Source organism: Mesorhizobium australicum WSM2073, from assembly GCF_000230995.2.
Taxonomy (GTDB): domain Bacteria; phylum Pseudomonadota; class Alphaproteobacteria; order Rhizobiales; family Rhizobiaceae; genus Mesorhizobium; species Mesorhizobium australicum.
This window is the reverse complement of the sequence record NC_019973.1, coordinates 5,021,837-5,041,625: the sequence shown is the minus strand read 5'-3', so window position 1 is coordinate 5,041,625 and position 19,789 is coordinate 5,021,837. Positions and strand designations below refer to the sequence as shown.

The 19,789-nt window shown below is 62.5% G+C and carries 15 protein-coding genes, 1 tRNA gene and 1 pseudogene; 8 read left to right on the top strand and 9 right to left on the bottom strand.

The genetic code is table 11. The features are described from left to right. The first annotated feature begins 5 nt into the window (after positions 1 to 5). Together glgX and bglA are read left to right on the top strand one after the other, a co-directional pair. On the top strand, positions 6 to 2,003 hold the full coding sequence (glgX, locus tag MESAU_RS24375; RefSeq protein ID WP_015318686.1) for a glycogen debranching protein GlgX: 1,998 nt from the start codon (positions 6 to 8) through the stop codon (positions 2,001 to 2,003). Further along, a complete protein-coding gene (gene bglA, locus MESAU_RS24370; RefSeq protein ID WP_015318685.1) occupies positions 2,003 to 3,637 on the top strand; it encodes a beta-galactosidase BglA in 1,635 nt (544 codons plus the stop codon). The genes glgX and bglA overlap by 1 nt, the downstream gene beginning before the upstream one ends. Before the next feature lie 28 nt (positions 3,638 to 3,665). On the opposite strand, the gene MESAU_RS24365 is transcribed toward bglA, so the two are convergent. Together MESAU_RS24365 and MESAU_RS24360 are read right to left on the bottom strand one after the other, a co-directional pair. Continuing rightward, positions 3,666 to 5,420 carry a Tad domain-containing protein gene (locus MESAU_RS24365; protein WP_015318684.1) on the bottom strand — a complete coding sequence of 585 codons (1,755 nt, stop codon included), beginning with the start codon at positions 5,418 to 5,420 and terminating at the stop codon, positions 3,666 to 3,668. After that, a complete protein-coding gene (locus MESAU_RS24360; protein WP_083883080.1) occupies positions 5,421 to 5,867 on the bottom strand; it encodes a TadE/TadG family type IV pilus assembly protein in 447 nt (148 codons plus the stop codon). It lies immediately after the preceding gene. 108 nt (positions 5,868 to 5,975) lie between these two features. On the opposite strand from MESAU_RS24360, the pseudogene MESAU_RS24355 reads away from it, so the two are divergent. From MESAU_RS24355 to MESAU_RS24340, 4 genes and pseudogenes are all read left to right on the top strand, one after another. Continuing rightward, a pseudogene (locus MESAU_RS24355) lies at positions 5,976 to 7,490 on the top strand (peptide ABC transporter substrate-binding protein); the annotation flags it as partial. Between the two features lie 418 nt (positions 7,491 to 7,908). Then, on the top strand, positions 7,909 to 8,832 hold the full coding sequence (locus MESAU_RS24350) for an ABC transporter permease subunit (RefSeq protein ID WP_015318681.1): 924 nt from the start codon (positions 7,909 to 7,911) through the stop codon (positions 8,830 to 8,832). Beyond that, the gene (locus MESAU_RS24345; RefSeq protein ID WP_015318680.1) at positions 8,825 to 9,946 is read left to right on the top strand and encodes an ABC transporter permease; all 1,122 of its coding nucleotides are present in this window, start codon (positions 8,825 to 8,827) and stop codon (positions 9,944 to 9,946) included. The genes MESAU_RS24350 and MESAU_RS24345 overlap by 8 nt, the downstream gene beginning before the upstream one ends. 17 nt (positions 9,947 to 9,963) lie before the next feature. Then, positions 9,964 to 11,583, top strand: coding sequence for an ABC transporter ATP-binding protein (locus tag MESAU_RS24340; RefSeq protein WP_015318679.1), 1,620 nt, complete (start codon positions 9,964 to 9,966; stop codon positions 11,581 to 11,583). A gap of 39 nt (positions 11,584 to 11,622) precedes the next feature. Here MESAU_RS24340 and MESAU_RS24335 read toward each other — a convergent pair whose 3' ends face one another. The 6 genes from MESAU_RS24335 to MESAU_RS24315 all read right to left on the bottom strand — a co-directional run bounded on the left by MESAU_RS24335 (position 11,623) and on the right by MESAU_RS24315 (position 14,348). After that, positions 11,623 to 11,904, bottom strand: coding sequence for a hypothetical protein (locus MESAU_RS24335; protein WP_425339447.1), 282 nt, complete (start codon positions 11,902 to 11,904; stop codon positions 11,623 to 11,625). Further along, the gene (locus MESAU_RS31985) at positions 11,837 to 12,010 is read right to left on the bottom strand and encodes a hypothetical protein (RefSeq protein ID WP_245262893.1); all 174 of its coding nucleotides are present in this window, start codon (positions 12,008 to 12,010) and stop codon (positions 11,837 to 11,839) included. Before MESAU_RS31985 ends, MESAU_RS24335 begins: the two co-directional genes overlap by 68 nt. A 93-nt stretch (positions 12,011 to 12,103) precedes the next feature. Continuing rightward, positions 12,104 to 12,541 carry a hypothetical protein gene (locus MESAU_RS24330; RefSeq protein ID WP_015318677.1) on the bottom strand — a complete coding sequence of 146 codons (438 nt, stop codon included), beginning with the start codon at positions 12,539 to 12,541 and terminating at the stop codon, positions 12,104 to 12,106. Positions 12,542 to 12,543: 2 nt separating this feature from the next. Further along, a complete protein-coding gene (locus tag MESAU_RS24325; RefSeq protein ID WP_015318676.1) occupies positions 12,544 to 12,759 on the bottom strand; it encodes a hypothetical protein in 216 nt (71 codons plus the stop codon). A gap of 599 nt (positions 12,760 to 13,358) precedes the next feature. Further along, a complete protein-coding gene (locus tag MESAU_RS24320) occupies positions 13,359 to 13,643 on the bottom strand; it encodes a hypothetical protein (RefSeq protein WP_015318674.1) in 285 nt (94 codons plus the stop codon). 628 nt (positions 13,644 to 14,271) lie between these two features. Next, positions 14,272 to 14,348 (bottom strand) — tRNA-Pro (locus tag MESAU_RS24315). A 199-nt stretch (positions 14,349 to 14,547) separates the two neighbouring features. Here MESAU_RS24315 and MESAU_RS24310 point away from each other — a divergent pair. Together MESAU_RS24310 and MESAU_RS24305 are read left to right on the top strand one after the other, a co-directional pair. Next, complete coding sequence (locus MESAU_RS24310) at positions 14,548 to 16,068, top strand: phosphomannomutase/phosphoglucomutase (RefSeq protein ID WP_015318673.1); 1,521 nt, start codon at positions 14,548 to 14,550, stop codon at positions 16,066 to 16,068. 10 nt (positions 16,069 to 16,078) lie between these two features. Next, positions 16,079 to 18,313 carry a mannose-1-phosphate guanylyltransferase/mannose-6-phosphate isomerase gene (locus MESAU_RS24305; protein ID WP_015318672.1) on the top strand — a complete coding sequence of 745 codons (2,235 nt, stop codon included), beginning with the start codon at positions 16,079 to 16,081 and terminating at the stop codon, positions 18,311 to 18,313. Positions 18,314 to 18,319: 6 nt separating this feature from the next. Here MESAU_RS24305 and betB read toward each other — a convergent pair whose 3' ends face one another. Next, entirely contained in the window at positions 18,320 to 19,783 is a 1,464-nt protein-coding gene (betB, locus tag MESAU_RS24300) for a betaine-aldehyde dehydrogenase (protein WP_015318671.1), read from the bottom strand. Positions 19,784 to 19,789 lie beyond the last annotated feature (6 nt).

Here is a 19,789-nt window from a genome sequence, read left to right as displayed (position 1 = left end):
CGCTCTTGACCCAGCTCGGCCCCACCATCACCAGCGAAGGCATCCGCTTCGCCGCATGGTCCTCGTCGGCAAGACGGCTCTGGGTTTCGATCTTTGACGAGCAGGGAAACCGCGAACTCGATCGTCTCGAGCTGGCGTCGGAAGGCAACGGCGTCCATTCACTCTTTGTCTCCGGCCTGGCCGCGGGCGCGCGCTATGGCCTGCGCGCCGATGGCGACTATGCGCCCGAGCGGGGGCTGTGGTTCGACCCCGACAAGTTGCTCACCGATCCCTACGCCGTCGAAATCGACCGGGCCTACGCCTATCACTGGCGGCTCGCCGCGCGGCGCAATGAGGGCGCCGACACCGCGTCGCTGATGCCCAAGGCCGTGACCAAGGCCTCGCCCACGGCTCCACCGATCCTGCCGCCCCTGTTTCGCCCGGGCGGCCTGATCTACGAACTGAACGTCCGCGCTTTCACCAAGCTGCATCCGGATGTACCGCAAGAAAAGCGCGGCACGATCGCCGCTCTTGCCCATCCGGCCATCATCGAGCATCTGCAAAGGCTCGGCGTCTCCGCCGTGGAACTGATGCCGATCACGGCCTCCATCGACGAGCGGCATCTGCCGCCGCTCGGCCTGAGCAACGCCTGGGGCTACAATCCCGTCACCTTCATGGCGCTCGACCCGCGCCTCGCGCCCGGCGGCCTGACGGAATTGCAGGACACGGTCGCCGCGTTGCGCCGGGCCGGCATCGGCACCATTCTCGACCTCGTCTTCAACCACACCGGCGAAAGCGACAGGCTGGGGCCGACGCTCTCGCTGCGCGGCCTCGACAATAAGGCCTACTATCGGCACCGGCCGGATGGCGGGCTGGTTAATGACACGGGCACCGGCAACACGATCGCTTGCGACCATCCGGTGATGCGGGAAATGGTGCTCGACACACTTCGTCACTTCGTTCGCCAGGCCGGTGTCGACGGCTTCCGTTTCGATCTGGCCCCGGTGCTGGGCCGGGTCGATGGTGCCTTCGATCCGGAAGCGCCGCTGCTCCAGGCCATCACCCATGATCCGGTGCTTTACGACCGCGTGCTGATCGCCGAGCCTTGGGACATCGGGGCAAACGGCTATCAACTCGGCAATTTCCGGCCGCCTTTCCTTGAGTGGAACGACCGCTATCGCGACGATGTCAGACGCTTCTGGCGCGGCGATGCCGGCATGGTCGGTGCTCTCGCAACGCGCCTTGCTGGTTCGTCCGACGTGTTTAACAGGGCAGGGGAGCCGGCAAGCCACGGCGTGAATTTTATCGCCGCCCATGACGGCATGACGCTGGCTGACATCGTCGCCTATAAGCGCAAGCACAACGCGGCCAATGGCGAGCAGGACCGCGACGGCCATAACGAGAACCTGTCCTGGAACAATGGCGTCGAAGGCGAGACGGACGACACGGCGATCGTCAAGGCACGTTTCGACGACCAGCGCGCTCTGCTCGCCACGCTGTTCGCCTCGCACGGCACCATCATGCTGACCGCGGGCGATGAATTCGGTCGTACCCAGAAGGGCAACAACAACGCCTACGCCCAAGACAACCCCACCACCTGGCTTGACTGGGCAGGCCGCGATCAGAAGCTGGAGCGTTACGCATTCGTACTCGCGGCACTTCGCCAGGCGGTGCCCGCATTGTCGGACACGCGTTTCCTGACCGGAGAACCGATTGCGGCATCAGGCGTTCCCGACGTCGCTTGGCTGACCGAGACCGGTGAGCTGCTCGACGCGACCGACTGGAACGATACCAGCCGGCATCGCCTCGTCATGCTGCTTGGCGGCGAGGAAGGCAGGCTTGCCGTTCTGATCAATGGCGACCGCCGCCAATGCGTCTTCACCTTGCCGGCGCGGGAAGGTTTTCGATGGCATCCGGCGATCGAAACGCACGTGACTGACCTTGCGCGCCCGCTGCCGGGGCGCAGCGTCAATTTCATGATCGAGAGCCGAACCGGAAACGGCGGCGTCAGGAAGGGTTCGTGATGACCGGTGAGAGTTTGGGGCAGGGAGCCGAATGGTGGCGCGGCTGCGTCATCTACCAGGTCTATCCGCGCTCTTTTCAGGACACGACCGGTGATGGCAGCGGCGATCTCGGCGGCATTACGTCAAGGCTCGCTTATATCGCCTCGCTCGGCGTCGACGCTGTCTGGCTGTCGCCCTTCTTCAAGTCGCCGATGGCCGACATGGGCTATGATGTATCGGATTATCGCGACGTCGACCCGATGTTCGGCACATTGGCCGATTTTGATGCGCTGGTCGCCGAAGCCCACCGGCTCGGCCTGAAGATCATCATCGACCAGGTGCTGTCGCATTCATCCGACAAGCATGAATGGTTCATCGAAAGCCGGGCCAGCCGCGATAATGCCAAGGCCGACTGGTACGTCTGGGCCGATACGAAGCCCGACGGCGGCGCGCCCAACAACTGGCTGTCGGTCTTCGGGGGGCCGTCCTGGGAATGGGACGCGACCCGCCGCCAATATTACATGCATAATTTCCTCGCCTCGCAGCCAGACCTCAATTTCCACAACCCGGAAGTCCAGGATGCGTTGCTTGACACGGTGCGGTTCTGGCTTGATCGCGGTGTCGACGGCTTCCGGCTCGACACGGTCAATTACTATGTCCACGACCGCTGGCTACGCGGCAATCCGCCCTTGGCCTCGAGCGTCGCCGGCACCAACACGGAGACCAACACCTACCTCTATCAGGAGCATCTGTTCGACAAGACGCAGCCCGAAAACCTGGCGTTCCTGCGGCGCTTCCGTGCGTTGCTCGACGAATATGGCGACCGCGCAGCCGTCGGCGAAATCGGCGACGAGGGTCGCTCGCTGCAGACGCTCGCCGCCTACACCTCCGGCGGCGACAAGCTTCAGATGAGCTACACTTTCGACCTGCTCGGTTCGCAGTTTTCGGCGGCGCATGTGCGTGGCTGCGTCGAGGCCTTCGAAAGCGCGGTGGCCGACGGCTGGGTTTGCTGGGCGTTTTCCAACCATGACGTGGTGCGCCATGTCAGCCGCTGGATGCGGCCTGGTGGCGATCCCGATCTTGTGGCCAAATTCTCAATCATGCTGCTCGCCTGCTTGCGCGGCTCGATCTGCCTCTATCAGGGCGAGGAACTCGGCCTTGAAGAGGCGGAGCTTGCCTACGAGGATCTGCGCGATCCGGTCGGCATCCGCTTCTGGCCCGGCGTGAAGGGCAGGGATGGTTGCCGCACGCCGATGGTCTGGGAGGCCGACGCCGACAATGCGGGCTTCTCCACTGCAAAACCCTGGCTGCCTGTGCCGGCAAGCCATCGCGCCCGCGCGGTCGATATGCAGATCGGCGACGAGCAATCGGTGCTGTCGGCCTACCGCTCGGCGCTTGCCTTGCGCAAACAGCATCCGGCGCTGGTCGGCGGCTCGATCCGCTTTCTCGATACCGAGGGCGACGTGCTCGCCTTCATCCGCGAAGGTGGCGGGGAGAGGTTGATCTGTGTCTTCAATTTCGCTGAGGAGCCGGCGACCTTGCCGTTGGTGGGTAATATCGGACCCGTCACGGCTATCTTCGGCGGGACCGCTTCTGTCGAGGAAAACACCCTCTCGCTGCCAACTCTCGGCTGCTTTCTCGGTCGGCTCGACTGATTGGCACTTCGGTTGTGGCTAGGCGGTCCTACTGAACGAGCACCGCCCGGCCGCAGGTCGCGCCGGTGACGCGCACGTCGGCCTGGCCGACACGCACACCAAGGGCTCCGAGCAAATTGTAAACCAACTCGTCGACCGGCGCCGCCACGCCGTTCAAGAGCGCAACCACTGCCGGCCGCACGGTGGAAAGCAAGGTATTCAGATTCAGCAGCGGCAAGCCCAGCAAATTGGTCGTCAGCGACAGATCAGTGATCAGGGAGGTCGTCAAAGACTGTGTCAGGTTTTGCGTGGAGACTGTCTTTATCGTTTTGGCGTCGATGTCGGCCTTGTTGAAGGTCAATGCGGTCGGCGCGTTGTTGGCCATTTCAAATGCCGCTGAGCCCGTCACTGAAAGTAGATTGATCAGAAGACTGACCTTTGCGACTTCAGTGTCGGAGAACGATTCCGGTTTGGTGAAATCGGCAAAGCCGGAGCTACTGCTGTCGGCCAAATGCGCTTCCACAACACCGGGGCGGGCAGAAAGGGTGACCTTGATGCTGTCGGGACCCGTAGGACAGCTTATGTCGGTGAGTTTGGCTTCGGCGTAGGCGACTTCCACATGCAGTGGCAGGTTGACCGACACCAGAGTAATGCCCCCACCGACATTGCCGCCTGCGCCGCCGACTGTCGCGGCTACTTTGATGCGCGTCTGTGCGGTCCGCACGACAGTGCCGATACCATCGATCGCCAGCCAGGGCGAGGACTGCATCGGCTCGCCGATGGCGATGCTGAGTTTGGTGGAGAGCAGCCCCGGAATGGTGGCGCCGAGATCGATCGCGGCCTGGTTGGTACCGTTGGCGAGCACGGCGGCCGCCGTCAGCATGCCCATGGCGCTTGCGTCTACCCCAAGCCCGGACGGCTGTTGCCCGAGGCCCAGGCTGCCGACCGAACCAAGGTCGACAAGGCTGCTGAGCGGGATCTTGACGGTGCTGGTCGATTTGGAGGCGATGGTCTGCAGGGCGACCTTGGCCGTATTGCCGAGGCCGGGAACATTGGCCATGGCGGTAGCGATCTGGCCGACCGTCGCCTTCGATGCCAGAACGTCGGAATAGGTACCGGCCGTGATGTTCAGTTGCGTGGCGAGCGCACTGATGAAGGAAAGCACGCTCACATCCGCCGAGATCAGCCCGTTGTAGTCCATGACGCTGAGCGAGATGTTGCCGCCGAGAAGTCCGCTCAAAAGTGCGTTGAGGATGCCGCCATTGACGCTGAGCAACCGCGATCCGACCGAGAACGTCGCCAGCGGCGTCATGCTGGCCGTGGCCTGGGTGCCGATGACGGGAGTGGGGATCAGCGAACTTGCGAAATAGCGGTTCGGAATCTTTGCCAAAGTGACGCGGACGGCATTGTAAGGCGTCACACCCGCCTGGAAGCGCTGGCTGACATTGGCGGTCGATGAGGCATATCGGCCCTGCGTGACCGTCACCACCGTTTTGCCGGTGGCCGGGGCAATGGTCTGGCCCGAAGCTTGAACGACGACGCCCGGCATGCCGTTGTCGGTCAGTGTGGTGACGACCGCGGTGTTGACGTTGTTGATGTTCGAGGCGGCGGTAATCGCCGCCAGGTCGACCATCGCCTGGGCTTCCCGGCGCTCGGTATAGATGGAGGCTTCGTCAATGGCCACAGCCGCCAATGCCAATGCGACCGGCGCGCTCAATGCGGTCATGACGGCGAAGTTCGCCTTCCTGTCTCCCATCATCGACCGTGCAAGCCGGTCGATACCCTTGCCCGCCCGCCGCAGCATTCAGATACCCCCGACCCTGATCGTTGACTGACGCTTGATGGTCGTCCCTGGCATGGCTATGCCGGGGAACAGGTTCCAGATCGGCAGGTTGCGGGCATCGTAGGAGATGGACACCACGAACTGGCTTCCGTCGGCGATGCTGTCGTTGGCCTGGTAGGTCAGTTTGCTGGCGTCCACGAAGGGGTAGCCGCCGGCATTGTTGGTGAGATAGCTGGCCACGAGCGTCTGCCGCTCGGTCTGGTTCACCCCAGCGATGGCTGTTCGGGCAGCGTCGGCTGCAATTTGCTGGATCGAATTGGCGGCGCCAAAATAGATGCCGTACGCAACCATTCCGAGCAGAAGAAGGATGAAAAGCGGGGACAGCAAAGCGAACTCGACCGCTGAAGTTCCCGAATTGTTTGATCGGAACCGGCGCCTTCGAGCCTCGAAAATGGGGTGGTGAACCATGGCACCAGCATGCCCAAATTCGCATGCAGAAAGCGAAAACTCTGGGTGCAACCAAAGGGTGCGGTCGATTGAAAACGAATCTCTAATTTAGCCGTTGCTTTCTCTACAATGGGGATTGACTTAGGGTCAATCAGTACTCGGTTGAAAAGAGCTTACCTCCTGTCTAGTCTCCTGCCACCAGCCGCCGGAGGGAACCGGGGGCGCGCTCAAAGGAGCCAGTCATCGGCTTCGGGGCGTCAACACGTAAGGCGCGCCGATGGCAGCGCCGACAGGGAGAACTTCATGCTGAAAAACATGCTGAAGGCGACGGTATTCGCCACCACCATGGCCGTAACCGCCGGCGCATTCTACACGCCGGCTTTCGCGGAGAGTGTCTATAACAGGGGCACCGCCGCTGAATCGGAGTCGGTCGATCCGCACAAGACCTCGACGGTCTATGAAGCCAATGTGCTGCGTGACCTGTTCCAGGGATTGGTCATGCAGGACCAGAAGGCGAACCTCATTCCGGGCGCGGCCGAAAGCTGGACGGTATCGGATGACGGCACCGTCTACACCTTCAAGCTGCGCAAGGACGGCATGTGGTCTGACGGCAGCCCGGTGACGGCGGAGGACTTCGTCTATGCCTTCCACAGGCTGGAAGATCCGGCGACCGGCGCCGAATACGCCTCGATGCTGTATCCGGTTAAGGGCGCGGAGGATGTCAACACCAAGAAGGGCAAGCCCGAGGACATGGGTGTCAAGGCGATCGACGCCGGCACCCTTGAGGTGACGCTGAAGGCGCCGACGCCGTACTTCCTGGAGATGCTGACCCATCAGGCGACCTATCCGGTCAGCAAGGCCTCGATTGAAAAGCTTGGCGCCGACTGGATCAAGCCCGGCAATCTGGTTTCGAACGGCGCCTATACGCTGGCCGAATGGGTTCCCAACGATCACATGAAACTGGTCAAGAATCCCAAATTCTGGGACGCCGCGACCGTCAAGTTCGACGTGGTCAACTACATTCCGACCGAGGATCGTTCGTCGGCGATGAAGCGCTTCGAGGCCGGCGAACTCGACAGCTATGACGATCTGCCGACCGAACAGCTCGCCGACCTCAAGACCAAGTTCGGCGACCAGATCCATGTCGGGCCGTATCTCGGCACCTACTATTATGCCATCAAGACCGACAAGGCGCCGTGGAACAACCCCGAACTGCGTAACGCCATCTCGATGGCGATCGACCGTGATTTCATCGCCGAGAAGGTCTGGCAGAATTCGATGCTGCCCGGCTATTCGATGGTGCCCCCTGGCATCGAGGGCTATACGCCCGCAATGGCCAAATACGCCGACATGCCGCAGATCGACCGCGAGGACGCGGCCAAGAAGATCCTCGAGAAGCTTGGCTACACCCCCGAACATCCGCTGAAGATGGAAATCCGCTACAACACCTCGGAAAACCACAAGAACACGGCAGTGGCGATCCAGGAACAATTGAAGCCGCTTGGCGTCGACGTCACGCTGCTCAACACCGACACCAAGACCCACTACTCCTTCCTCGAGCAGAAGGGCGACTATGACGTGGCGCGTGCCGCCTGGATTGCCGACTATAAGGATCCAGAGACCTTCCTCGGTATCACGCGCAAGGCCAGCGGCAACAACTATTCCAACTACAACAGCCCGCAATACGAAGCGGCAATGGACAAGGCGGCGGCCGCGGGCGGCAAGCCCGAAGAGCGCATGAAGGACCTCTCCGCGGCCGAGCGCATCCTCATCGACGACGTCGGCCAGATCCCGCTTCTCTACTACAGCTACCACGACATCGTTTCCTCGAAGCTGCATGGCTTCGTCGACAATGTGATGGACGTGCATCCGTCGCGCTTCGTCAGCAAGGATTGATCCCTGGCCAAGCCGCCGCGCTCTAAAGAGCGCGGCGGTGCTGGTTTGCCATCGCATCGGCCCGGGAAGCGGAAATCGATTTTCGGAAGAATCCGGTGTGAAGATTTGAAGGCTGGAGCGCAATCGTCCGAGTGGAAGGGCGTGCTCTGGATCAAGTGGGGCACCGATGCTGCGATACGTATTCCGGCGGCTTTTGACCGCCATCCCGACGCTGTTCGTCATCGTGACGATGGCGTTCTTCCTGATGCGCGTCGCGCCAGGCGGTCCATTCAACCAGGAGCGGGGGCTGAGCCCAGAGATCAAGGCCAACTTGGAAGCCCAGTTCGGCCTCAACGATCCGCTCTGGCTGCAATATGTCCATTATCTCGGCAATCTGCTGCGCGGCAATTTCGGCCCGAGCTACAACATGCCGGATTTCACCGTCACCGAACTGTTTGCCAAGGGCCTGCCCATTTCCGTGCAGCTCGGAGCCTCGGCGCTGATCCTGGCGCTGCTGCTCGGCAGCGTGCTCGGCACCATCGCCGCGCTCAACCAGAACAAGCTTGGCGACTATACGGTGATTGCCCTGGCGACCGCCGGCAGCACCATCCCGACCTTCGTCATCGCGCCGGTGATCCAGCTTGTCTTCGGGCTGACCTGGAGGCTGCTGCCGATCGGCGGCTGGGGTGACGGCGCCTTCATCAACAAGGTCGGCCCGGTGCTGACACTTGCCTTGCCGCAAATCGCCATCGTTGCCCGCCTGATGCGCGGCTCGATGATCGAATCGCTGCGATCCCATCATATCCGAACGGCGCGCGCGCTCGGCCTTTCCGACTGGTCGGTGGTGGTCAAGCACGCGTTGCGCGGCGCCATCCTGCCGATCGTCTCCTTCACCGGCCCGGCGGCGGCGGCACTGCTGACCGGCTCGGTCATCGTCGAGACGATCTTCTCCATTCCCGGCGTCGGCCGCTATTTCGTCGATGCCGCGCTCAACCGCGATTATACGCTGGTGATGGGAACGGTGGTGGTGATCGCCATTTTTACCATCGTCTTCAACCTGATCGTCGACGTCATGTACGCGGTCGTCGACCCGAGGGTGCGCTATGACTGACATCGCAGCCACGGCCCCCGCAATCGTTGGTCGCTCGCTTTGGGGCGATGCCTGGGCGCGCCTCAAGGCCAATCGCGCCGCCATGTTCAGCCTCTACTACCTCGTTCTGATTGGGATCATCAGCGTCTTTGGCCCGTGGTTCGTGCCGCATCAATACACGACCATCTACGCCGACTATGTGCGCATGCCGCCAAGCCTCTCAGCCTATCCGAAACCCGACATGATCGAGACGGCACTTACCGAAGCGATCAAGCGCATGCGAGTCGACATCAAGGACTGGCACCAGGAGGGGAGCCAGGTCTTCGTCACGGTCAAGTCGACCAAGCCGATCGACGACCGCAACATCCGCTACCTCGACCGTTCCGATGCCTTCGATGACACCAAGATCGAAAACAAGTCGCCCGACGGCCTCGAAGTAACGATGAGCGCATCGGTCAAGCAGCAGTATTTCCTGTTCGGCACCGACAATACCGGCCGCGATCTTCTCTCCCGCACGCTGATGGCCGGGCGCATATCGCTGGCCATCGGTCTGCTGGCCGGTGTCGTGGCGGTGGTGATCGGCGTGATCTACGGCGCCGCCGCCGGCTTTTCCGGCGGCAAGGTCGATGAAGTGATGATGCGCATCGTCGACGTGCTCTATTCCTTGCCGTTCATCTTCTTCGTCATCATGCTGGTGGTGTTCTTCGGCCGCAACTTCGTGCTGATGTTCCTGGCGGTCGGTGCCGTGCTGTGGCTCGACATGGCGCGCATCGTGCGCGGCCAGGCGCTGTCGATTCGCCGGCAGGAATATGTCCAGGCGGCGGAAGCCATGGGCATTGGCCAGCGTGGCATCCTGATCCGCCATGTCATCCCGAACCTGCTTGGCCCGGTGGTGATCTACATGACACTGCTGGTGCCGCAGGTCATCATCCTGGAGAGCTTCCTGTCGTTCCTCGGGCTTGGCATCCAGGAGCCGATGACCAGCTGGGGCGTGCTGATCTCGGTCGGCGCCAAGAACATCGGCACCGCCAACTGGCTGCTCCTGTTTCCCGCCTTCTTTCTGGTCTCGACGCTGTTCGCCTTGAATTTCGTCGGCGACGGCCTGCGCGACGCGCTCGACCCACGGGATCGATAAAGATGGGGACCGCTGAAATGGCTGCTTCCGAAACGATCCTCAGCGTCAAGGACCTTCGCGTCCGCTTCCGCACGCTCGACGGTACGGTCGAAGCGGTCAAGGGAATCAACATCCACGTCAACGCGGGCGAAACGGTTGCCGTGGTCGGCGAGTCCGGTTCCGGCAAGAGCCAGACGATGATGGCGGCGATGAGCCTGCTGGCCTCCAATGGCGAAGCGTCAGGCCATGTCGACTATCGCGGCCGCAACCTGCTGACCCTGAGCAAGTCCGAGCTGAACAAGGTCCGCGGCCGCAAGATCAGCATGATCTTCCAGGAACCGATGACTTCGCTCGATCCGCTCTATTCGATCGGCAACCAGCTGATCGAGCCGATCCGCCGCCATCGGGGCCTGAGCGCCGCCGCAGCGCATGAAGAGGCGCTCAAGCTGCTGCGGCTCGTGCATATTCCCGATCCGGAGCGACGGATGAAATCCTATCCGCACGAAATGTCCGGCGGCCAACGCCAGCGCGTGATGATCGCGATGGCGCTCGCCAATGACCCCGACATCCTGATCGCCGACGAGCCGACGACGGCGCTTGACGTCACCATCCAGGCGCAGATCCTGATGCTTTTGGCCGAACTGCAGCGCAAGCTCGGCATGGCGATCGTCTTCATCACCCATGACCTCGGTATTGTCCGGCGCTTTGCCGACCGTGTCTATGTCATGCGCCAGGGCGAGGTGGTCGAGGAAGGCGAGGCGGAAGCCATTTTTGCCAATCCGCGGCACGCCTACACCAAAACGCTGCTGGCGGCCGAGCCGACGGGAACCAAGGCGCCGCCGCCAGGCGATGCGCCGGTGGTGCTCGAAGGTAGGAATGTCGAAGTCACATTCAGGATCGGCGGTGGGTTTCTGGCCGGCGAACCGCTGATGCTGCGGGCCGTCGATCACATCTCGATCCGGCTGCAGCGCAACCAGACCATCGGCATTGTCGGCGAATCCGGCTCGGGCAAGTCGACGCTCGGCCGCGCCTTGCTGCGGTTGCTGCCGAGCGATGGGCTCATTCGGTTCGGCGATCGCGATATCTCCACTGCCGACCGGCAGCAGATGCGGCCGCTGCGGCGCCAGATGCAACTTGTCTTCCAGGATCCGTTCGGCTCGCTGTCGCCGCGCATGACCGTCGGTCAGGTCGTCACCGAAGGGCTGCTGGTGCATGAGCCCAACCTTTCAGGAAAGCAGCGCGACCAGCGCGCGGTCGAGGCCCTGCGCGAGGTCGGCCTCGACCCCAATGCCCGCAACCGCTACCCGCACGAATTTTCCGGCGGACAACGGCAGCGCATCGCCATTGCCCGCGCCATGATTCTGAAACCGAAGATGGTCGTGCTGGACGAGCCGACATCGGCGCTTGACCGCTCGGTGCAGAAACAGATCGTCGAACTGCTGCGCAAGCTGCAGGCCGACCACGAACTGTCCTACCTCTTCATCAGCCACGATCTGTCGGTCGTGCGCGCAATGGCCGACTACATCATCGTCATGAAGCAAGGCAAGATCGTCGAAGAGGGGCCGACGGAAGAGATCTTCAGCAATCCACGGGCGCCTTATACGCAGACGCTGATGAACGCCGCGATCGACGTCACACGGTTTCGACTGAGCGCGTAAGGCGCCGGCAGGGGCAATTGTCGTGGCGTCGTCTGTCGCTCAGCTCGCGCACTTGCGTGCGCGCACAGCGACAATGGCATCCTGCTGTCGCTTCAGCCGGTCGATCCTGGCCGTTTCGCGGTTGGCGACTGCGGTCTTGACGCGCGATCCGCCCAGCAGCCAGCGCGGCACGCTGGTGTTGACGACCTTGCCGCGGGTGATCGCCGTCTGCGAGATGTCGCGCGCGCTGCTTCCCAGCGCACTGTTGAGGTCGCTACAGCTCATGCTCTCGTATTTGGCCGGATTGGCCGTCCTGCCGATCGATGAGCATCCGGCAGCCATGAAGGCCGCAGCCAGAAGAGCGGGTGCCGACCTTGTCCTTGAAATCAAACTCATGCGCGCGTCCGGCCCGGCCGTTTTTGCCGCCTCCCCGATCTTCATCGATCAACCTAGCGCTGATAGCCAATTCGTCAAAGTTTCACCGGCCGGCCAGTGCTCGCGTTCTGCACTGGCTATCGGCCAATTATCGCTGTCGGAATTTTTACGCTGCTTGGGCGGCCAATTCGGTCATGAAGTCACAACCGCCGAGCATCATCTGGGCAATGTCGGTCGCATTGTCGTCGACATGCGCCGTCACCAGCACAATCCCCCCGCCAATACTTGGCCGCTCGGGTCTTCTGGCGGCCGCTACAATGGCTTCGAGCAATCCGCCAAGGCCGCCGCAGAACACGCTGGCCAAGGCTATTGCCGATAGGCCGGTCGGGAAAAGGTTGATGTCGTAAACAGCAACGGCGCCGAGACACGCCAACAGCCCGGCGGCAGCGCCCAGCATGACACCCGGAGACCTCAGGACATCGATTTCGTCACGATAGGGCCCGATAATGGCGACCTGTACGCGCGGAACCCCGGCCGCCAACAGGTCGCCGGCAATCCGCGCCGCTTCGGCATGGGATTCGAAAAGCTTACTGATTGTTGGCATGGTTACTCGGACATCGCGTCCGTCAGCGTGTCGGTAACGAAGGATGCGGCGATCAGATCGTCGCCGTCGATGCGGCCTCGCCCGCCTTCAATCACGGCCGCTACCTTTTGGAAGGTCTTCATTTCACCCTCGGTGATCTGAGCGTGTTGCATTCTGGTTTTGAGGCTATCTATGCGCATCCCCAACACATGGGATGTTACAGTCTCATGGTTCGACATGGTGGTGCTCATCCGTTCCCGCTTCGCTTGGTTTTCCCGCGCCCGATCTCGAACTTGGGCCGAGCGGAAACGTTCCCAGGGCAGGGCTTCGGTCGGGCGGAGGTCGGACCTAAGTCTGGGCCTGGAACGCATTGGTCTTGCCAAGCGGGCCGGCCGGAACAGTCGCTCTTCGTCACCGTTGTCTGCTGCAAATACGGGAGGAATTTGATGGAGAAGAGTGTTGGTCAGGCGCGCTGGTTGCTCGCACCGATTTTCGCGGTTGCCATCACCTTCATGGTGGCTGGAATAGTCCTCAGCTAGTCTCTTGGCACATTGGCGCAGCCCAGTTCTTTCCCAGGCCGATAGCTTCGTGAGCGAGCATGGATCTGGCGAACCCTGAAGTCTTGGCCAGGCCAGCTCAAATGACCTGGTCACCGAGCAGAATTCCCGCGACTTGCTTCCGAGCGGTATGGGAGATTCGAAGTTGAAACGATCGCTTCGCATGGCTGCATTTCAGCCGCGGGCGAGAACTCGAAGCTATTCGCATGAAACGCGCGCGAGCGTGCTGGGCAAAGTCACCTGGGGGCCGGGCTCGCGAGAGCCCGGCCCCCAGTCGGGCATCAGTAACCGCCGTTTTCCATCACCACCGGATGATGGTGACGGTGATGGGTGGAAATGGAGCTGGTGACGACGACTGTATTCCGGTCGTGATGCCGGCGGCCATGATCATAGAACGCCACCGTCCCGTGGTGTCGGTGATGCAGGCGCTGGCCTTCCTCATTGATGATCCTGACGTTGTGGTGGTGCCGATGGTGGGTCCTGATGACGACGTCGGCCTCGGCTGCCGAAGCCAAAGCGGGCAACCCCATCGAAAGTGCCAAAGCGCACATGATCATTGTTTTCATTGCAAGTTCTCCAACTGCTTTGATTAGCCCTTCGTTGGATACAACTGCTGCTGATCCCTTTGGTTCCGGTTCCCGGGGGGCAGCCGGACGCAAGCGAAGGGCTGGCTATCGCGTCGCCACGATTGGCAAAGAGGGGGCTTGCTTCCGGCCACCTGCGCAGGCGGCGGCAAACATCACCCGCGTTCCGTCACTGCCAGGGAGGAACGCTCTGCCGCAAATGTTAAGACAGTTCGCCCACCTGTCGCCAGATCCCCGTCAGGCGACGGAACATTAGGCCGGCCTAACAGTTCTTCCCGCAGCGGACATCACGGTTTGGTGTTCGCTGAAGATCAGCAGGCAAAGGCTGATCGGCCCGCGTCCTCCGCCAGAGGCGCGGGCTTCACCAGGCAACAGGAGTGAGATTATGAACAACATCATTTGGCTTGTGGGAGCGGTGGTCGTCGTCATAGCGGTATTGAGCTTTTTCGGCCTGCGTTAAACGCCTGCATATGGGGGCAGGGACTTCGTGGCCCATGCCCCCAAAGAGGAACGAATCTCGTGTCCGTTCCCTAGGAACAGGCATCATCTTGGACAAGGCTCTACTCGGGTGGAGCGCCAAAGTCGGGATGCGCTAACACATTGTTTTTTCTGGTCGGAGTGGCAGGATTTGAACCTGCGACCCCCTCGTCCCGAACGAGGTGCGCTACCAGGCTGCGCTACACTCCGTGACCAGATCGCGGGCTTATAGCCGCCACACATCGTTCCTGCAAGCGGCAATGGCAGCCCTTCTGTCGCATTTCGTCCGCTTTCTGCGGGCGTTGCCGGAAGGCCCGAATTTCCATCCGGGATAAACGTGGCTTAAAGCCTTGTGTGCTAAGCCGCTGCCTTGATGGATCGTATTTCTGCCGCTAGGAGCCCTGCCGTCTTGCCCCTAAAAATCGTCGGCGAAGCGTGGCCAAACAGCTTCGAATTCGAAACCGCGGCGCTGATCAAGGCATCCGGTTTTCGTGAATATGATGCGCGCTGGTGGTTCGGCCATCCCGGTTCGGCAGTGCCGCCTGAACTCAATCTGATCGGCGTCCAGGCGCTTGGCATGGGGCTCGGCACGCTGATCCGGCGGCTCGGCGCTGGGCCTGACATCGTCACCGGGCATGATTTCAGATCCTATTCGCTCGGCATCAAGCTGGCGTTGGTTTCCGGGCTGATGGCGGCCGGCGCACGGGTGAAAGATATCGGTCTGGCGCTGTCACCGATGGCCTATTTCGCGCAATTCGCGCTGGAGACGCAGTCGGTGGCCATGGTCACCGCATCGCACAACGAGAATGGCTGGACCGGCGTCAAGATGGGAGCGGCGCGGGCGCTGACCTTCGGCCCCGAGGAGATGAGCGCGCTGAAGACGATCGTGCTGGCCGCCGATTTCGACCTTACCGGCGGCGGCTCCTATGATTTCGTCGACAATTTTCGCGCCACCTATCTCGACGATGTGACAAGGGACAAGCGCATCACACGAAAGCTGAAAGTGGTCGCCGCCTGCGGCAACGGCACTGCTGGCGCCTTTGCCCCGGAAGCCCTGCAGCGCATTGGCTGCGAGGTAATCCCGCTCGATGTCGAACTCGATCACACCTTCCCGCGCTACAATCCAAACCCGGAGGACATGCAGATGCTGCATGCAATCAGGGACAAGGTGCTGGAGACAGGGGCCGATGTCGGTCTGGGCTTCGATGGCGACGGCGACCGCTGCGGTGTCGTCGACAATGAAGGCAACGAGATCTTTGCCGATAAGGTCGGCGTCATGCTTGCGCGGGATATTTCGCGGCTCCATCCGGGTTCGACCTTCGTTGTCGACGTCAAGTCGACCGGACTGTTCAACACCGACACGGTGCTGCGCGCCAATGGCGCCGTTACCGACTATTGGAAGACCGGCCATTCCTACATCAAGCGCCGGGTTGCCGAACTCGGCGCGGTCGCCGGCTTCGAAAAATCAGGCCACTTCTTCTTCAACCCCCCAATCGGGCGCGGCTATGACGACGGACTGGTCACGGCAATCGCCGTCTGTCAGATGCTGGACCGTAACCCGGCCAGTTCGATGGCTGATCTCTACGGGGCACTGCCGCTGACCTTCGGCACGCCCACAATGTCCCCGCACTGCGCGGACGATGTGAAGTACGGCGTGGTCGAGCGGGTGGTCTCCGATTTTCAGGCGATGAAGCGGGACGGCTCCAGTTTCGCCGGCCAGAAGATCGTCGACCTTGTCACCGTCAATGGCGTGCGGGTCGTTGCCGAGGACGGCACCTGGGGTCTGGTGCGCGCCTCGTCGAACAAGCCGGAACTGGTCGTGGTCGTCGAAAGTCCGGTCTCGTCCGAGCGTCGCCGGCAGATGTTCGATGCCGTCGATGCCGTGCTGCGCCGCAGTCCGGAAGTCGGCGCTTACAACCAGACTTTTTGACAGGGCATCCATGGGCCAGCGCATCGTCAGTTTTGTCATGAGCGGCGGCGTCGGCTCTCGGCTGTGGCCGCTGTCACGCGAGGACAATCCCAAGCAGTTCCACGATCTGTCGGGCGACGGTTCCATGCTCGCCAAGACCTTGCGCCGCCTGACGGCGAGACCGGCTGGCGAGACGCCGATCTTCCTGATCGCTTCGGAGCGCCATGCCGATCGTGTCCATGCCGACTTGGCCGGTCTCGATCTCGCCGGCGGCGGCCCGCTATTCGAGCCGGCGGGACGCAACACGGCCGCCGCCGTCGCACTGGCGACCTTGCGCACGCTGTCGGAATTCGGCGACAGCCTGGTTCTGGTGGTGCCCTCGGACCATGAAATAGCGACGGCAGGGCAATTCTGGCAAAGTATCGAGGCGGGATCGCAGGCGGCGCGCGCCGGCCGTCTGGTGGTGTTCGGCATCAAACCGACCCAGCCGGAAACCGGTTACGGCTATATCGAGGTATCGGCCGAGAAGACCGGGGTGTTCGACGTTTCGCGCTTTGTCGAGAAGCCCGACCTTGCGACGGCCAACGACTATCTCAAGGCGGGAAATTTCTACTGGAATACCGGCATCTTCCTGTTTCGGGCCGGTGCCATGCGCGACGCCTTCAAGACATTCCAGCCCGACATCTGGCACGCCACCGAAGCCGCCTACGAGGCGGCCACGACGGACCTGTCCGGCCTCTATATGCCGCTGGAACTTTACGCGGCGATCCCGTCGAACTCGATCGACTATGCCATCATGGAACGGGCAGAAGACATAGCCATGGTGCCGGCCGGCTTCCGCTGGAACGATCTCGGCTCCTGGCAATCGCTCCTCGATGTCGGTCCCGCCGACGACCGGGGCAACGTCGTTGTCGGCGATGTCGTCGCTATCGATTGCGAGAATTCCTATATCCGCAGCGATGGCCGCCTGCTGTCGGCGATCGGCATGAAGGATGTTGCCATCGTCTCGACGGCGGATGCCACTTTCGTTGCCCCGGTGAGCCACAGCCAGCACGTCAAGAAGATCGTCGAACAACTCGAAAAATCGGGACGGCTGGAAACCAGGTTCACGCCGGCGCATGACCGCGTCATCGAAAGTGGCGCCTGGCGGCGGCGCGTTCATCACTGGCTGTTCCAGGAGACCTTGCCGTTGTGGTCGACATCAGGCGTCGACGAGCGCCACGGTGGCTTCCACGAGGCGCTGGGTTTCGACGCCAAGCCGCTCGTCAAGCCCAAGCGCATGCGCACCCAGGCCAGGCAGGTCTATGCCTTCGCGGTTGCCAAGGAGCGCGGTTGGACCGGGCCGGCCGACCGGCTGATCGCGCATGGCATCGACTTCATGGCGGGGCAGGGCCGCACCGAACGGGGCGGTTGGGTGCGCACGCTGAATGTCGATGGCTCCGTCGCCGATCCCGTCGAGGACGCCTACGATCATTCCTGCATCCTGCTGGCGCTGGCGCACGCGCATATGTCGGGCAATGCCGATGCCTTGCGGCTCGGCCAAGAGACCTTCACCTTCCTCGATGCGCATCTGGAGGACAGCCGCATGACCGGCTTCCTCGACACCTCGGACGGGGCGGGCGAGCGACGCTCCAACCCCCACATGCATCTGCTCGAAGCTTTCCTGGCCTGGCACCAGGCAACCGGTGAGCGTGCGCATCTGCGTCGCGCGGCGCGCATCATCGACCTCTTCCGCAGCCATTTCTTCGACGCCGAGAGCTGGACGCTCGGCGAGTATTTCGATGCAGAATGGAAACCGGTACCGGGAGAGAAGGGGGCCTGGACCGAACCTGGCCATCACTTCGAATGGGCCTCGCTGCTGGTCGATTTCGCCGGCCGCAGCGGCCAGGCCGAACTGAGCGTCTTCGCCCGAAAACTCTACGCCTCGGCAATCGCCAATGGCCTCAACCGGGCCACTGGCCTTGCCTATGGTGCAGTCTCGCGGCAAGGACTGCCGCTCGACCTGATATCGCGCAGCTGGCCGCAGGCCGAGGCGCTCAAGGCGGCGATCGCCCTGGATGGCTCGGGCGGCCCCGATCTGAAGCCGGAGATCGAGGCGAGGGTCGGCCGGCTGTTCCGCTGGCACGTCGACCCGGCGCCGCTCGGCCTGTGGATCGATCGCATCGACGAGCGCGGCCGCTCGCTGGCATCTGACGTGCCGGCGAGCATCTTCTACCATCTGGTCTGTGCGCTGACGCAGTATCTGGATGGAACGGCGGAGAAGTAGGCGGGATCAGTACGGACTGGCGACGTCCCCGGTCTCGACATAGATCGACTTCAGCTGCGAATAGAGCGCCAGCGCCGCCAGCGAGTTCTCCCGCCCGATGCCCGATTGCTTGACGCCGCCGAAGGGAATTTCCACCGGTGTCAGATTGTAGGCATTGATCCAGCAGGTTCCGGCCTGCAACTCGGCGATGACGCGGTGGGCGCGCGGCAGGTCGCGCGTGAAGACGCCGGCGGCAAGACCGAACTCGGTGTCGTTGGCGCGGTCGATCACCTCGTCCTCGCTGTCGAATTTCAGCACGCTCATGACCGGGCCGAAAATCTCCTCGCGGGCGATCCGCATCGTGTCGGTAACGGCGGTGAACACGGTCGGCTCGACGAAGAAGCCGCCCTGGAAGCCCTGCAGCGACGGCACATTGCCGCCACAGGCCAGCGTCGCCCCATCGTGCTTGCCGGCCTCGATATAGCCGACGACTTTGTCTTGCTGTGCCTTGGAGACCAGCGGCCCCATCTGCGTTTCCGGGTCGAGCGGATCGCCGATGCGGATTTTCTTGGTCCGTTCGATCAGCCGCTCGACAAAGCGGTCGTGAATGCCACTCTGGACGAAAACGCGCGTGCCGTTGGAACAGATCTGGCCGGTCGAATAGAAGTTGCCGAGCATGGCGCCGCCAATGGCATTTTCGAGATCGGCATCGTCGAAGACGATCAGCGGCGACTTGCCGCCGAGTTCCATCGTCGCGTGCTTCATCCTGGAGCCCGCTAGCGACAGCACCTTGCGCCCGGTCAGCACCGAGCCGGTCACCGAGACCTTGGCCACGACATCATGGCCGACAAGGCCGGCGCCGACGTCGCCATAGCCTTGCACGACGTTGAACAGCCCGTCGGGCAGGCCGGCTTCCGAGTAGATCTCGGCCAGCGCCAGCGCCGAAAGCGGCGTGTTTTCCGATGGCTTGAACACCATGGCATTGCCCATGGCGAGTGCGGGTGCGGATTTCCAGCCGGCGATCTGGATCGGATAGTTCCATGCGCCGATGCCGACACAGACGCCGAGCGCCTCGCGGCGCGTATAGGCGAACGGCCCGCCGAGGTCGACCGCTTCGCCGTTGAAGACAGCGACCGCGCCGGCGAAATATTCAAGGCAGTCCGCGGCGGAAGGTGCATCCGCCACCAGTGTCTCCTGGATCGCCTTCCCAGTGTCGAGCGTCTCGATGCGGGCAAGATCGGCGTTGCGGGCGCGCAAAATGTCGGCGGCTCGGCGCAGGATGCGGCCGCGCTCGACCGGCTTAAGCCGCGCCCAGGCCGGCTGTGCGGCGCGGGCGGCCTCGACCGCCAGTTCCAGCACGTTCGGCGTCGCCGATCGCAGCATGGCGATGGTCTCGCCCGTGGCCGGATAGATCACCGGCAGCGGCGCGCCGCCTTCGTCCTCGATATAGCGTCCGTTGACATAGTGCGAAGCCGTGGGCTGGGCGCGCATGGGAGG

Excerpts from the sequence above, each read along its gene's own strand:
- bglA (WP_015318685.1), top strand. The coding sequence starts at position 2,003 with ATGACCGGTGAGAGTTTGGGGCAGGGAGCCGAATGGTGGCGCGGCTGC.
- MESAU_RS24365 (WP_015318684.1), bottom strand. The coding sequence starts at position 5,420 with ATGCTGCGGCGGGCGGGCAAGGGTATCGACCGGCTTGCACGGTCGATG.
- MESAU_RS24360 (WP_083883080.1), bottom strand. The coding sequence starts at position 5,867 with ATGGTTCACCACCCCATTTTCGAGGCTCGAAGGCGCCGGTTCCGATCA.
- MESAU_RS24350 (WP_015318681.1), top strand. The coding sequence starts at position 7,909 with ATGCTGCGATACGTATTCCGGCGGCTTTTGACCGCCATCCCGACGCTG.
- MESAU_RS24345 (WP_015318680.1), top strand. The coding sequence starts at position 8,825 with ATGACTGACATCGCAGCCACGGCCCCCGCAATCGTTGGTCGCTCGCTT.
- MESAU_RS24340 (WP_015318679.1), top strand. The coding sequence starts at position 9,964 with ATGGCTGCTTCCGAAACGATCCTCAGCGTCAAGGACCTTCGCGTCCGC.
- MESAU_RS24335 (WP_425339447.1), bottom strand. The coding sequence starts at position 11,904 with ATGGCTGCCGGATGCTCATCGATCGGCAGGACGGCCAATCCGGCCAAA.
- MESAU_RS24330 (WP_015318677.1), bottom strand. The coding sequence starts at position 12,541 with ATGCCAACAATCAGTAAGCTTTTCGAATCCCATGCCGAAGCGGCGCGG.
- MESAU_RS24325 (WP_015318676.1), bottom strand. The coding sequence starts at position 12,759 with ATGTCGAACCATGAGACTGTAACATCCCATGTGTTGGGGATGCGCATA.
- MESAU_RS24320 (WP_015318674.1), bottom strand. The coding sequence starts at position 13,643 with ATGAAAACAATGATCATGTGCGCTTTGGCACTTTCGATGGGGTTGCCC.
- MESAU_RS24305 (WP_015318672.1), top strand. The coding sequence starts at position 16,079 with ATGGGCCAGCGCATCGTCAGTTTTGTCATGAGCGGCGGCGTCGGCTCT.
- betB (WP_015318671.1), bottom strand. The coding sequence starts at position 19,783 with ATGCGCGCCCAGCCCACGGCTTCGCACTATGTCAACGGACGCTATATC.